Genomic DNA, 15,318 nt, shown 5'->3' with positions numbered 1-15,318 from the left:
CCGCCCTCATGCGACGCGTCCCCAGTGCCCGCTGCCGGCGACGCGAACACACACGGACCTCATCGCCTCCATGTAACGGGTGACGGATTTTTCGGCGACGGGGTTGTCGGGATGCATGATCGCCATCACCGTGCCTTCCCCGTACCGAAATATGTAGATGGTCAGCTGATATGAGTACCGGCCGTCGGAGTAGATCCCGATGTTGTTGGCAAGACCCAGGTCAGCAGCGGCGAGCACGGCGTTGAGCGGAGCGGCGCCGCCATGAAAGAAGTTCGACACCGGGAAGTTCGGTTGCGGCCAGCGCAGCGACGGCACCAATTCCAAGACGCGGTAATACGGCACCTTCGCCATGTCCAGACCAGAGTCGAAGGAAGCCTGCGCCGACCATGCGGCCTCGCCGAATGAGGCCGCAGCTATCGGCACAGTGATCGGGATCAGGCCGGTAAACCAGCCCTGCGTCATGAAATTGTCCGCGGCGGTGCGGGAATCCCGGGGAGTAAGACCGTAATACGTGAGAGCACCGGTGAACTCGTGCTCCACCAGCGCGATGCAGGCGAACAAGCCGCCGACGAAGCGCGCGCCCACCGCTGAGCAGGCTGATTCGAATCGCTCCGTCTGCTCGGCGTCCATCAGGAGCTCGGAGACCATCGCGCTGCCGCACGGCTCCGACGGGTTACCCAAGGGCAGCGGGAACTCGGGAAAGCCGCCATTGTTGTTCTCGGCGAACTCGATCCACGCGCGCACCTCAGGTGAATCTACGGTTAACGTTGAGGTGTACTGGCGTTCGCGGGTGCAGAAGTCGTCGTAACTGCCGGCCTCGGGAAGCGCAAGGGCCTCACCGCCTGCGCTCAACGCCGAATACATGCCGTTGGCCTCGAGCATCGTCGTGCCGATCAACGTCGCGTCGCCATGGACGTGATCCATCGCGGCGAAGAACGTGAAGAAGCTTTCGCTTTGGACAATCCCGAAGCTGAAACAGCCCCATTCCAGCGGATTCGGTATGGCCACGACATGCGCACGTATCTCGTCAGCCGTCATCTGGCCGTGCTTGCGGGGCACGAACTCGATATCAGCGGGATCGCGCAGGGTATGCCTGACGAACTCGCCATCGCCGGCGCGCTCGAACCAGCTGCGGAACGTGTCATGCCGGCGCAGGTATGCGTTGAGGGCCTCATTCATGGCCGAAATGTCGCACTGGCCGGGCACTTCGCAGGTGGCGATGATTTGTCGGGAGAAGTCCAGCCCCGCGGATGTCCGTTCGTGATAGTTGCGAAGATGTTGGCCCTGCATGTAACTGACTGGCACCGAGCTCACCGGTGCTTGCCGGACCTTTGCCAGAGCCATGTCCGTCGGGTGCCACGAAGTGACGACGCCTGGGGTTAATGTCCAATCGCCGAGCGAGCCGATCGTAATCTTCCCGATGCGCAAGACTTCGTCCTCCTCGGTGTGATCGGCTCGTCCGGTCAGGCTGGCGGCGAGACCAACATAGCGTTCTTCGCACTGGGTGTCGCCCAGTGTCAGTCGCTCCAGACCGCACGCGCTAAATCACCCGGCACGGAACGCTTGTCCACCAGCCATACCCTGCGGTACGGTGCGCGGCACCGGTGCCGGCAACGCACTTGCAATCCTGGCCCGCGGCAGCAATTCTGATGCGCGACCGAGCCGCGCGGACGTGCGCGACGACCGAATCGTCACCGCCCCAACAGAGAGGGACAGCCGTATGGCATCCGCCGAAGGCGAGCAGCAGTCAAGTTTCGCGATCGTCGGCTACGCGGCGCGCTTCCCGGGTGCTGCGAACACGGACGAGTTTTGGGACGTGCTGCGGCACGGCCGGGACGCGGTATCGGAGGTGCCGCAGGAGCGGTGGGATGCCGATGAATTCTTCGACCCGGATCCCGACGCACCCGGCAAGGTGGTGACCCGGCGGGCAGGTTTCGTCGACGACGTAACGGGGTTCGACGCGCCGTTTTTCGGCATGTCGGCGCGCGAGGTCAGGTTGATGGACCCGCAGCATCGGATCTTGCTGGAGACGGCGTGGCGGGCGGTGGAGCATTCGGGCACCGCGCCAACGGCTTTGGCGAATACCAACACCGGTGTATTCGTCGGGTTGTCCACGCACGACTACCTGGGGATGGCATCTGACGAGCTGACCTATTCCGAAATCGAAGCCTATATGGCGATCGGTACGTCGAACGCCGCCGCGGCCGGGCGGATCAGCTACCGGTTGGGGCTGCAGGGCCCGGCGGTCGCCGTCGACACGGCGTGCAGCTCGTCGTTGGTGGCAATCCACCAGGCATGCCAAGCGCTCCGCTTGGGGGAATGCGACCTTGCGCTGGCCGGCGGCGCGAACGTCTTGCTCACGCCCGCAACGATGATCACTTTTTCCAGTGCGCACATGCTCGCACCCGACGGCCGGTGCAAGACATTCGACGCGGCTGCAGACGGCTATGTCCGCGGCGAGGGTTGCGGTGTCATTGTCGTCAAGCGGCTCGAGGACGCGATTCGCGACGGCGACCGGATCCGCGCCGTGATCCGGGGCAGCGCGGTCAACCAGGACGGCGCATCGGGCGGCTTGACGGTGCCGAATGGTGGTGCCCAGCAACGGGTTATCGCCGAGGCGCTGAAGCGCGCCGGTCTGGCGGCCAGCGACGTCGAGTACCTGGAGGCGCATGGGACTGGGACATCGCTGGGCGATCCGATCGAGGCCCAGGCCGCGGGTGCGGTGCTCGGCGTCGGGCGCGACGCGAGCCGGCCGCTGTTGATCGGCTCGGTGAAAACGAACATCGGGCATCTGGAAGCCGCCGCCGGGATCGCAGGTGTCATCAAGGTGGTCCTGTCACTTGAGCACGGGTTGCTGCCAGGGCACCTGCATTTCCGCAATCCGTCGCCGCACATTCCCTGGGACCGGCTTCCGCTGCAGGTTGTGCAGGAGGCGACTGCCTGGGAACGCAACGGGCAGCCGCGTATTGCGGGCGTCAGCTCGTTCGGGTTCGCCGGGACCAACGCACACGTCATCCTCTCCGAAGCGCCCGAGGAGCCGGCCGAGCCCGCTGTGGCACCGCTTCCGGTCGACCAGCGGCGCTTCCGCATACTTCCGCTGTCGGCGCGCACCCCCGCCGCTTTGGTGCAGCTTGCCGATCAATACCGCACCTGGTTGAGCTCACACCCGGAGGCCACGTTGGCCGACGTCTGCTTTACCGCCGGGGTGGGACGAGCACACGTGGAGCACCGGGCCGCGTTGGTGGTCAACTCGCGAGAATCTGTCGGCGAGTTGCTCGCTGCACTCGCCGACGACCGCCCGGCGCCCGGTTTGGTGCGCGGAGTATCCGACGACGCGCCGAAAACGGCGTGGCTGTTCACCGGTCAGGGTAGCCAGTACCCGGGCATGGCCCGCGAGTTGTTCGACACCGAGCCGGTTTTCGCCGAGACTCTGACCCGGTGCGCAGAAGTGGTCGCTGACGTTCTCGAAAAACCCTTGCTCGACGTGATTTTCGGCCCGGGCAACGACGACACGCTGCGACAAACGTCGTACGCCCAGCCTGCGCTGTTCGCGGTGGAGATGGGCCTGGCCCGGCTGTGGCAGTCCTGGGGCTTCGAACCCGACGTGGTGCTGGGCCACAGCGTCGGCCAGTACTCGGCGGCATGTGTCGCGGGCGTGCTGCGCCTCGAAGACGGCATGCTGCTGATGGCCGAGCGCGGCCGCCTTTTCGGCAGCTTGCCCGCGGGCGGCCGGATGGCCGCGGTGTTCACCGCCGCCGAGCGGGTGGAGAGCTTCACCGACGAGTTCCCGAGCCTGTCGGTGGCCGCCTACAACGGCGCGAACACCGTATTGTCAGGACCCGCACAGGATCTGGAGCAGGCGGTGTCGGCGCTTCAGGCCGACGGTGTCCGGTGTGACTGGCTCGAGACCAGCCACGCATTCCACTCGGCGCTGCTCGATCCGATCCTCGACGACTTCGAGTCCTATGCGAACCAGTTCAACTTCAGTTCGCCACAACGCATTCTGGTCTGCAACCGCACCGGCGGCACAGTGGGCCGGAGCGTGAAGCTGGACGGCAACTACTGGCGCCGCCACGCGCGGCAGCCGGTGGAATTCGCCAAGAGCGTGCGCACCCTGGCCGATCTGGGCTGCAAAGTGCTGTTGGAGATCGGCCCGCAGCCGGTGCTCACCGCCGCATCTATGCGGGCATGGCCTGACCCAGCAACCACACCGCGGGCAATCGCGTCATTGCGCCGCAACACCGCCGACCACCGACAGATCACCGAAGCCCTTGCCGACGCGTACGTTTTGGGCCACCAGCCCGACTTCGGCGCTGTCCTGGGCCCGGCGCGCAAGCTCGACCTGCCGACCTACCCATTCCAGCGTCGCCAGTACTCGTTCCGAGACAATCGACCCAACCGTGACCAACAACAAAACGGCGCGGCGCAGTCGCAGGCCGTTCGGCTCCTCGAGGATGGCCGGATCGAGGAGCTCGCGGCCCTGATCGACGGCGCGAGCGACGATCACCAGACCCTGAGCGTGTTGGCAAAGCTTGCCGCACAACACAATCGGCAGCGTAAAACCCAGTCGATCTCGGATGCCCGCTACGAGTTCCGGTGGGAGAAATCCGCGATCGCCGGTGCAGGCGCCGGCGAGGGATCCACGTGGCTCGTCGTCGGCGACGATCCCGACGTAGTTCAGCCTTTGGTTGACGCGTTGAGCGCGCGCGGATACCACTATCGAACCCTCGGGTTGCCGATGTCCGACGCGGAAGAGGAACAGCTTGCGACCGCGCTGCGCGCTGCGGCGGAAGACGAACCGGCACTACGAATCCTGCATGTCGCGGCCGTCGGCCCCGACACCGCACCGTCGATGCAGTCGCTGTTGCGGATGCAACACCAAATCCTGCGCGGGACACGCCGACTCTTCCGCGCCGCGGTCGCAGCCGAAGTGCGCACACCGATTTGGCTGGTGACCCGCGGCGCGCAGCGTGTCACCGACGCCGACACTCTGTCGCCGGATCAGAGCTGCCTCTGGGGGTTCGGCCGTGCCGCCGCACTGGAGCATCCCCAGGTATGGGGCGGACTGGTGGATCTGGCCGACGGCACCGCCGAGGAATGGTCGCGGCTGCTCGATCAGGTAGGTGCCCCCGCACGCGAGTCGGCCATCAGGGAAGACCAACTGGCCCTGCGTGATCAGACGGTCTACGTGCCACGGCTGGTTCGACGCGATGGACAGCCCAGCGCCACAACACCGGCACTGCGCGGTGACGCAACATATCTGGTGACCGGAGGGCTCGGTTCGCTCGGGCTGGAAATTGCCGGATACCTGGCCGCGCACGGCGCCCGTCATCTGGTGTTGACCGGCCGACGCTCGCCCGGCGAAGCGGCACAACGACGCATCGACGCGTTGAGCGAAGCACACGGTTGCGAATTCCGGGTCGTTGCTGCCGATGTCGCCGACGCGCACGACGTCGCACGCCTGCTGGCCACTGTGCAGGCCGAACTGCCGCCGTTGGCCGGCATCGTCCATGCCGCGGGCGAGGTCGGCAACACCCCGCTGAGCGCCCCGGACGATGCCGAGCTGGACCGCGTTTTCGCCGGGAAGGTCTGGGGTGCTTGGCATTTGAGCGAAGCGGCCGCTGACCTGCAGCTGGACTTTTTCCTGAGCACCTCCTCGATCGCGTCAGTATGGGGAAGCTTCGGGCAGACCGCCTACGGCGCCGCTAATGCTTTCCTCGACGGGCTGGCCTGGCGGCTGCGGGAGCGGGGCGTTCCCGGGCTGAGTGTGAATTTCGGTCCGTGGTCGGCGGGCATGGCCGACGCCCAGGCTCGGGCGCGACTGGATCAGCGCGGAGTCCGAACGCTATCGCCCGCCGATGCGCTCGCGGGTATGGCCGATGCCATGGCGTCGTCGGGGCAAGCCGTTGTGGCCCGCATCGACTGGGCCCGCTTCCTGCCGCTCTACCAGCAGGCCGGCCGGCGCGGGTTCCTGGCGGAGTTGGAACGCGAGGTGCCCAGCGCGGTACCGGCGACGACGCCGTCGGGCAAGCCGGAACTGGTCGAGCGGCTCGCAGCAGCTCCGGTGCAGCAGCGCAGGAAGCTCATGACGGATTACCTGCGCGACGCGGTAGCAGAAGTGACGCGCGTCGACGCCGCGGAGATCCGGGAGGACGCCGGATTTTTCGATCTCGGCATGGATTCGCTGATGGCCGTGGAATTGCGGCGCCGCATCGAGCAAGGAGTGGGCAAGGAAATCCCGGCGACGCTGGCGATGGACTACCCGCGTCTGTCCAACGTCGTGGACTACCTGCTCGGCGACGTGCTCGAGCTCGGCGAGAAAGCTTCAGCGCCCCAGCCGGCGTCGGTAGCACCGACACGCACCGACGAGCCGATCGCGATCGTTGCTGTGTCGTGCCGTTTCCCGGGCGCGCCCAATCCGGAAGCGTTCTGGGAGGTGTTGTCCGACGGTGTAGACGCCATCCGGGAGGTCCCGGAGGACCGGTTCGACATCGACGAGTTCTACGACCCGGATCCAGATAGTGCGGGCAAGACCTACACGCGCTTCGGCGGATTCCTCGACGGGATCGACGGATTCGATCCGGAATTCTTCGGCATCTCGCCGCGCGAAGCCGTCTGGATCGAGCCGCAGCAGCGGCTGATGCTCGAAACGGTTTGGGAAGCCCTCGAAAGGGCCGGGTATGCACCATCTGCCTTGCGCGGCAGCCGAACCGGCATCTTCGCGGGGGTGGCCGCCAACGAATACGCCCATCTGCTGTCCGCCGAGTCGATCGACAAAATCGAGCCCTACTTCATCACCGGCAATGCGCTCAATGCCATCTCCGGTCGGGTTGCTTTCGCCTTAGGCTTCGAAGGGCCGGCGGTGGCGGTCGACACCGCGTGCAGCTCGTCGCTTGTCGCCGTCCATCAGGCCTGCCAGGCATTGCATTCCGGTGACTGCGATCTGGCGCTGGCCGGCGGCGTGAATGTCCTACTGAGCCCGGTAACGGTGGTCGCGGCCTCGCGCGCCAGGATGCTCTCGCCCGTCGGGCGGTGCAAGACGTTCGACGCCTCCGCCGACGGCTATGTCCGCAGCGAAGGCTGCGGGATTTTGGTGCTCAAGAGGCTCAGCGACGCGGTGCGCGACGGCGACCGGGTTGCCGCGGTGATCCCGGGCAGCGCGGTCAACCAGGACGGCGCGTCCAGCGGCTTGACCGTGCCCAACGGTGGTGCACAGCAACGGCTTATCGCCACGGCGCTGGCGCGTGCCGGCCTGACCGGCGGCGACGTCGATTACCTCGAGGCGCATGGGACGGGTACCCCGCTGGGTGATCCGATCGAAGCGCAGGCCGCCGGCGCCGTTTACGGCGACGGCCGTGACTCGGGCCGCCCACTGCTGATGGGTTCCGTCAAGACCAACATCGGCCACCTCGAGTCGGCATCGGGGGCCGCAGGTCTGATCAAGGTCGTGTTGTCGCTGCAACACGGAGTGCTGCCGGCCAGCCTGCACTTCGACAAGCCGTCGCCGCACATCCCGTGGGATTCACTGCCCGTGCAGGTCCTGGACAAGCCAACTCCGTGGCAGGCCAACGGCAGGCCGCGACGTGCGGGCGTCAGCTCGTTCGGGTTCACCGGCACCAACGCGCACGTGCTGGTCGAAGAGGCGCCGCAACCGGCAGCCCCCACCGAGCCCGAGTCGGACGCTCACGACGATGCGGTGAGCGTGCTGCCGCTCTCGGCGCGGTCGCCAGAAGCGTTGGTGGCGTTGGCGCAACGCTACGGCTCCTGGCTGGACGGCCACCCGGACGTCGACATCGTCGACGTGTGCCTGACGGCCGGGGTGGGGCGATCGCATTTCGAACACCGGGCCGCGCTGGTCGTGGATTCCGTCCGGACAGCACGAGACGGCTTGGCCGACTTGGCCGACAACCGTCTGCGGCCCGGTGTGCTACGTGGCGAGTGCGCTGACCGGCCGACGACGGCGTGGCTGTTCACCGGCCAGGGCAGCCAGCATCCCGGAATGGCGCGCGAATTGTTCGACGCCGAACCGGTTTTCGCTGACGCGGTGACCCGCTGCGCGGACGCAGCCAACGAGATCCTGGCGCGACCGTTGCTGGACGTGCTGTTCGCCGCCGACAGGGACACCGCAGAAACGTTGCGGCACACCTCGTTTGCCCAGCCGGCGCTTTTCGCCGTCGAGATGGGCCTGGCCCGGCTATGGCAGTCGTGGGGCATCGAGCCCGATGTGGTGCTGGGGCACAGCGTCGGCCAATACGCCGCGGCGTGTGTGGCCGGGGTATTCAGCATGGAGGACGGGGCGCGGCTGATGGCCGAGCGGGGCCGGCTGTTCGGCAGCCTGCCGGAAGGCGGGCGCATGGTCGCGGTGTTCGCCGACGCCAAGCAGGTCGAGGCGCTCGCCACCGAATTTCCCCGAGTGTCGGTTGCGGCCTACAACGGCCCCAACACGGTGCTCTCGGGTCCCGGCGCAGATCTAGAGCAGATAGTCGCAACGTTTGGCAACGACGGAATCCGCTGCAGCTGGCTGGAAACCAGCCACGCGTTCCATTCGGAGTTGCTGGAGCCGGTACTCGGCGAGTTCGAGTCGTACGCCGCGCGGTTGCAGTTCGCTGCGCCGACGTTGCCGCTGGTCTGCAACCGCACCGGCACCGTGCTCACCGCGGCAACCCCACTCGACGCGGGGTATTGGCGGCGGCATTCCCGCCAGCCGGTGCAGTTCGCCGAAAGCGTGCGCACCGTCGCGGCGCTGGGATGCTCGGTGCTGATGGAGATCGGTCCGCAACCCGTGCTGACCGGGGCGGCGGTGCAGGTCTGGCCGGAACACCTGGCCGCGCCGCGTGCGATCGTTTCTCTGCGCAAGGGCGTAGGTGACCGGCGTCAAATCGCAGAAGCCTTGGCGGGCGCCTATGTCAGCGGTCATCGCCCCGAGTTCGATGCGTTGCATCGTGCGCCTCGCCGCAGGCTCGAGTTGCCCACCTACCCGTTCCAGCGCCGCCGCTTCTGGCCCAAGACCTCCGGTATCGCCGTGGATGGTGCCGCAGCATCCGGAATCCTCGGCACCGCAAAGGATCTGGCCTCGGGCGACTCTGTGTATACCAGCAGGCTGTCCGTCAAGTCGCAGCCGTGGCTTTCCGATCACGTCATCTACGGCACCGTGGTCGTTCCCGGGGCGACGTATGCGGCGATGGCCCTGGCCGCAGTCGGTCCGCCGGCGCGGGTGAAAGACGTGATCTTCTACGAGCCGATCGTCCTGCCCGAGAAGGACTCCCGCGAAGTGCAGCTGACGTTGCATCCGCTCGACGACGGGGGGTGGAGCTTCCGCGTGAACAGCCGTCCGTATGGCGTCCGTGATGCCGAATGGTCGTTGAACGCCGACGGCACCGTCGTAAGCGGTGTCGATGACGAGCCGGCACCCGATCCGGCGGACTCCATCGAGGCGGCGATCGAGCGGTCGGACCGCATGCGTCCGCAGGAACTGTTCGAGTCTTTTGCCGCCAGCGAGCTGGAATGGGGGACCACCTGGTCCGGTTCCTTGAAGTCGCTGTGGGTTGGTGAGGGTGAGGCGATCGGCGATATCGTCGCCGGCGACGAACTCGCCGAACACCTTGGAACCGAGCCGATGCACCCGGTGCTGCTCGATCTGTGCACCGGCGTTGTCTTCCCGGCGTTCCCGGCGATTACCGCGGCCGAACAGGGTTTGACCGACCTGCTGTTGCCGCTGCGGTACGGGCAAGTGATGTTGCGGGAGAAGATGCCCCGGCGGTTCTATTGCCGCGGGAAGTGGCATGCCAGCGCTCTCGACAGCGAAACGCAAGTCTTCGATATCGATTTCGTCGATCGAGATGGCCGCCAGCTGGGCGGGATTCGCGAGTTCACCGTCAAGCGCGCGCCACGGGAGGCGCTGTTGCGGGGGCTCGGCGGCGATTCCACCAGGCTGCTGTATAGCCTCGGCTGGCACGAGGTGCCGCCCCCACCCTCAGGTGAGGGCCTCGGAAATGCCAGTGGCACATGGCTGGTCGCCGGATTCGACGAACTCGCAGCCGAGCTGCCGGGCTGCATCTCTTTTGACCGGAAGACAGATCCAGAACTGGCTGGGAAGCTGGTTGCACAGGCTCACGAGCGCGGGATGCCGATCTCCGGGATTGTCTGGCGCGGCGCCGGGGCGAGCGCAGACGAGTCGACCGCTGACGCTGCTGCGCGGCTGGAAAGCGAGATCGCCCACCTGCTCAGCGTGGTGCATACGCTGCAGGCCGATGAGGCGGTCAAGCTTCCCAACGGGCTGTGGATCGTCACCGAACGGGCCGTGGCAACCGAGTCCGGCGAGCCGGTCGATCCGGTGCAGGCGGCGCTGTGGGGACTGGGGCGCACCGTCATCAATGAGGAACCGGCTCTGCGTTGCAGGCTCGTCGATTACGACGGCTCGAACGAAGCTGTGCACGCACTGGCCGGCCTCCTTGGTACACCGGCCGGCGAGCCCGAACTCGCTCTGCGGCAAGGGAAGTTCTTGACGCCCAGGTTGCTGCAATGGTCACGCAGCGGTCACCTCGCGATACCGCGTGCGGCCGACTACGTCCTGGCGCCGACTGAACGCGGCGCGATCGACAACCTGCGGGTGAGCGAGACCGAAGTGGCGCCGCCGGACGAGGGCTGTGTACAGGTGAGGGTCGAGGCCGGTGGGTTGAACTTCCGGGAAGTGCTGAATGTGCTGGGCCTCTACCCGGGTGATCCGGGCCCGCTCGGCGGCGACTTCGCCGGCGTCGTCACACAGTTGGGTGACGGCGTCACCGGGCTCGAGATCGGCCAACGTGTCTACGGTTTCATGCAGGGCGCGTTCGCCAGCCGGTTCAACGTGCCGGCCCAGTTGTTGGCGCCGATTCCCAACGGCGTGAGTGCGATAGAGGCGGCGACCATTCCCGCTGCGGCACTCACCGTCCGGCTCGCGTTCGACTGGGCGCAGCTGAAACCCGGCGACCGGGTGCTCATCCACGCCGCCAGTGGTGGTGTGGGCTTGGCCGCCATCCAGATGGCCCAGCAGCACGGTGCGGTCGTCTTCGCCACCGCGAGCACCTACAAACGCGCGACACTGCGAAAGCTGGGAGTGGAATACGTCTACGACTCGCGCAGTACGGATTTCGCCGATCAGATCCTCGCCGACACCGACGGTGCCGGTGTGGACGTGGTGCTCAACAGCCTGACCAACGAGGGGTTCATCGAAGCGACGGTTCGGGCCACCGCCCAGAATGGCCGTTTCGTCGAGATCGCCAAGCGCGACATCTGGACTCGGGAGCAGATGGCGGCGGCCCGTCCCGATATCGCTTACGAGATCGTCGCGTTGGACTGGGCCTGCGTGCAAGAGCCTGAGCGCATTCGTCGCCTGCTGGGCGAGGTGTCGGACGGGCTGGCCAGCGGCGAGTGGACGCCGCTGCCCGCCGAGATCTACCCGCTGACCGAGGCCAAGACGGCGTTTCGGCGCATGCAGCAGGCGCGCCATATCGGCAAGATCGTGCTGCAAATGCCCAAACCGCTACAGCCGCGCGGTGATCGCAGCTATCTGATCACCGGTGGACTCGGTGCGATTGGCCTGCACACGGCGTCGTATCTGGCCCAACTCGGCGCCGGTGACATTGTGCTGACCAGCCGGCGCACCCCCGACGCGGACGCGCAGCGGGTCATCGAGGACATCATCGAGCGCTACCGTTGCCGGATCCACACGTTTACGGCCGACGTCGGCGACGAGTCAGAAGTGGAAAAGCTGCTGGAGCGGATTCGCGCGGAGTTGCCGCCGCTGGCCGGTGTGGCGCATCTGGCGGGCGTGCTCGACGACGCGCTGCTCTCTGAGCAGACGCCGGAGCGGTTCCGAACGACGCTGGCGGCCAAAGCATTCGGTGCCTGCTACTTGGATCGGCTGACGAACGATGATGATCTGGACTTCTTCATCGTGTCCTCTTCGGTGTCCAGCTTGCTCGGTTCACCCGGGCAGGCCAACTACTCGACCGCCAATGCGCTGCTCGACGGGCTGGTCGCCCAGCGGCAGGCCCGAGGCTTGCCGGCCACCGGTGTCAATTTTGGTCCCTGGGCACAGGGCGGCATGGCCTCGTCGGAGGCCGCGCGCGCCAATCTCACTGCGCAGGGCCTGATTCCGCTGGAACCGTCGGCAGCCCTCGGCGCGCTGGCCGAGGTCGTCGCGAACGGAACTGCGCAGGCCACCGTCCTCAAGGCCAATTGGCAGCGTGCCCTGAAGGTGCTGGGCAGTTCTCGGCCACCGATTCTGGACCTCGTGTTGCCGAGTGCGGCCGGGGAGTCTACCGGGGATGCCGAGTTGCTCCGGCAGCTGCAGGAGATACCGGTGGCGCAGCGTGCCGCGTTCATCACCGAATTCCTGCAGCGCGAAGTGCAGGGATTCCTGCGGCTCGCGCAACCGCCCGCCGCAACCAGCCGGTTCTTGGACCTGGGCACGGATTCACTGATGGCGATCGAGCTGCGAAACCGGTTGCACAGCCAGTTCGGTGGCATGTTCACGATCAACGCCACCGCGGTATTCGACTACCCGACCATCGGCGGGCTCGCCGAGTACCTGGCCGGTCAGCTGCCGGAATCAGACTAGGTGCTCGCCGATAGTCAGTCGGCGATGTTGAACGCGGCGACGACCTTGGTGGGGCGGACTCGCACCACCAGTTCGCCGGGAACGGCGTTGCGCCGGCCGAACTCGGTCGCGCGGTGGATACCCATGTAACGCCCGCCGATCCGCGTCGCGATGTCGAGAAGCTCGGGCGCATCCTCGGCCGTCGTGGCAACGCCCTGCACCTGGACGAACGAGTAGGGCGGATGCGGGTCGTCCACGCAGATCACCACACGTGAATCCCGCGCCAGCGCACGGGCTTTCGCGGTGTTACGCCCGGTGTTGAACACCAGCTCGCCGTCGTCGATGATGAACCACACCGGGGCAACCAGTGGACGACCGTCGGAAGCGGCGTATCCCAGCATGCCGGTGCGGGTGCCCGCCGACAGGAATTCGATGACTTCCGCGGAGAGTTCGGTCATGCCTACAGGGTGACGACCTCGTAGTCGCCGACCTGGTCGGCGAGGATGTGCAACTGGTCCTGCGACGAACCCAGCGTGTGCTCGATCGCGGTGAGCCGGGCCGCATAGTGCCCGACCGGGTATTCCGCCGTCATGCCGATGCCGCCGTGCAGCTGAATCGCTTCTTGCCCGATGTGCCGCCCCGAGCGGCCGATCTGCAGCTTGGCCCGCGCCGCGATCACCGGGTCGAGGTTGCCGTCGGCAATCGACATCGCCGCGTAGTAGTTCATACTGCGGGCCAACTCGAGCGAGACGTACATGTCCGCGGCCCGCTGAGTCAGCGTCTGGAAGGTGTTCAGCGTGACGCCGAACTGCTTGCGGGTCTTGAGGTAATCGGTGGTCAGCCGAAGCGCTTCCTCCATCGCGCCGACCGCCTCCGCGCACAACGCCGACTGGATGCGGATCACGGCGTCGCGGATTGCCGCCGACGCGTCGCCGGCCTCACCCAGCGGCTCGCCCGGCGTCTTGTCGAAGTCGATCTGGGCGCCACGCTGACCGTCGAACGTCTGATAGGGATGCCGGGTGACGGCGCCGGCGTCGACCAGAAACAGTCCCGTTCCGCCGTCGGGCAATGCTGCGCTGACCACCAGAGCGTCCGCGCAGTCGCCTGCCAGCACCGGGTTCTTGCGGCCGCTCAAAACCCACGAATCACCTTGCGACACAGCCGTCGTCGCCTCGGCGCCGCGTGGCTCGAGGTGCGCGAACGCCAGCAGCCGCTGCCCGGCCGCCACCTCGTCCAGCAGCTGCTTCTGCGTCTCGGTGCCCAACTCGGCGATGATCGCGCCCGGGACCAGCGCCGCGTGTACCACCGGTTCGGGGGCCAGCCGGCGCCCGATTTCGGTGAGCAACACCATGATTTCGAGCTGGCCCGCCTCCTCGGGGTCGAAACCCAGGCCGAGTATTCCGGTGTCGGCCAGCTGGCTCCACACCTCACGGCTCCAGCCCAGCTCGGTGTCGACGACCTTGAGCCGGCTTTCGGGATCGTAGCTGCGCGCGAGCAGATCGCGGGTGGTGTCGCGCAGTAGCACCTGTTCGTCGCTCAACTGAAAGTCCATGGCTTACCTCACAATCCCAAGATCGTCGACGCGATGATCGTGCGCTGCACTTCGTTGCTGCCGCCGTAAATCGACGTCTTGCGGTAGTTCAGGTAATGCGGCGCGCTGTGCTGTGCCCATCGCGGTGACGCGATGTCGTCGCCGGCGTCGAACGGCAGGGCATCTGGGCCGGCCACCTCGACCAGAAGCTCCGTGGCGGTCTGCTGCAGCTGGCTGCCCCGCAGTTTGAGCACCGACGACGCCGGGTTGGGCTTGCCTCCCGACGAGCTCGACGCCACCCGCATCTGGGTGAGTTCCAGTGCCAGCACGTCGTTTTCGGCTTCGGCGAGCCGGGCGGCGAACAGCGGATCGTCAAGCAGGCCGGTCTCGGTGGCGCGTTGCTTGACCTCGGCGAGACGGATCTTGGTGCGGCCGACGCCGGCGATACCCGTCCGTTCGTTGCCCAACAGGAACTTTGCGTAGGTCCAGCCCTGATTCTCTTCCCCCACAAGCTGATCGGCGGGCACCCGCACGTCCTCGAAGAACACCTCGTTGACCTCGTGGCCGCCGTCGATCAGCTTGATGGGCCGCATCGTGATCCCCGGGGTGTCAAGGTCGATCAGCAGGAACGAGATGCCGGCCTGCTTCTTGGGTGCCTGCGGGTCGGTGCGCACCAGGCAGAAAATCCAATCCGCATACTGGCCCAGCGTGGTCCAGGTCTTCTGCCCGTTGACGACATAGCTGTCGCCGTCGCGTATCGCGGTGGTGCGCAGCGACGCCAAGTCAGAGCCGGCTTCCGGTTCGGAGAATCCCTGACACCACCAGATGTCCAGGCTGGCCGTGGGCGGCAGGAAGCGTTGTTTGGTCTCCTGGGAACCGAACTCGGCGATCACCGGGCCGACCATCTTCGCGTTGAAGTTCAGCGGCTCGGGCACACAGGCCAGCTGCATCTCGTCGAGCCAGATCTGATGTTGGGCCGGCGTCCAGTCCTTGCCGCCCCATTCCACCGGCCAGTTCGGCACCGCCAGCCCGTGCTCGTGGAGGATCTTGTGGCTGGTGGCAATGTCGTCACGGTTGATTTCCCCCAGCCGGACCCGCTCGCGCACGTCGGCCGGGATCTGCGTCGTGTAGAAGGTGCGCAGTTCGTCGCGGAAGGCGGCTTCCTCCGCGGTGAGCGCCAGTTGCATGGCTGTCTCCTGTAGTTGGT

5 protein-coding genes are annotated in these 15,318 nt (G+C 66.6%); 1 reads left to right on the top strand and 4 read right to left on the bottom strand.

Going from position 1 to position 15,318, the window contains the following annotated elements; translation table 11 throughout:
- Positions 1–6 precede the first annotated feature (6 nt).
- Complete coding sequence (locus tag MFM001_RS07485; protein WP_116374613.1) at positions 7–1,428, bottom strand: condensation domain-containing protein; 1,422 nt, start codon at positions 1,426–1,428, stop codon at positions 7–9.
- A gap of 292 nt (positions 1,429–1,720) precedes the next feature.
- Here MFM001_RS07485 and MFM001_RS07480 point away from each other — a divergent pair, with 292 nt between their 5' ends.
- Entirely contained in the window at positions 1,721–12,601 is a 10,881-nt protein-coding gene (locus MFM001_RS07480; protein WP_116374612.1) for a type I polyketide synthase, read from the top strand.
- A 14-nt stretch (positions 12,602–12,615) separates the two neighbouring features.
- Here MFM001_RS07480 and MFM001_RS07475 read toward each other — a convergent pair whose 3' ends face one another.
- Genes MFM001_RS07475 through MFM001_RS07465 form a run of 3 tightly spaced genes read right to left on the bottom strand, consistent with a single transcriptional unit; the run spans position 12,616 to position 15,298 of the window.
- On the bottom strand, positions 12,616–13,038 hold the full coding sequence (locus MFM001_RS07475; RefSeq protein ID WP_116374611.1) for a PPOX class F420-dependent oxidoreductase: 423 nt from the start codon (positions 13,036–13,038) through the stop codon (positions 12,616–12,618).
- Positions 13,039–13,040: 2 nt separating this feature from the next.
- Entirely contained in the window at positions 13,041–14,132 is a 1,092-nt protein-coding gene (locus MFM001_RS07470) for an acyl-CoA dehydrogenase family protein (protein WP_116374610.1), read from the bottom strand.
- A gap of 8 nt (positions 14,133–14,140) precedes the next feature.
- Positions 14,141–15,298, bottom strand: coding sequence for an acyl-CoA dehydrogenase family protein (locus tag MFM001_RS07465; protein WP_116374609.1), 1,158 nt, complete (start codon positions 15,296–15,298; stop codon positions 14,141–14,143).
- Positions 15,299–15,318 lie beyond the last annotated feature (20 nt).

This window comes from Mycobacterium sp. MFM001 (genome assembly GCF_003402475.1).
GTDB lineage: Bacteria > Actinomycetota > Actinomycetes > Mycobacteriales > Mycobacteriaceae > Mycobacterium.
The sequence above is the reverse complement of the archived record's forward strand: the minus strand, read 5'-3'. Positions and strand labels throughout refer to the sequence as shown.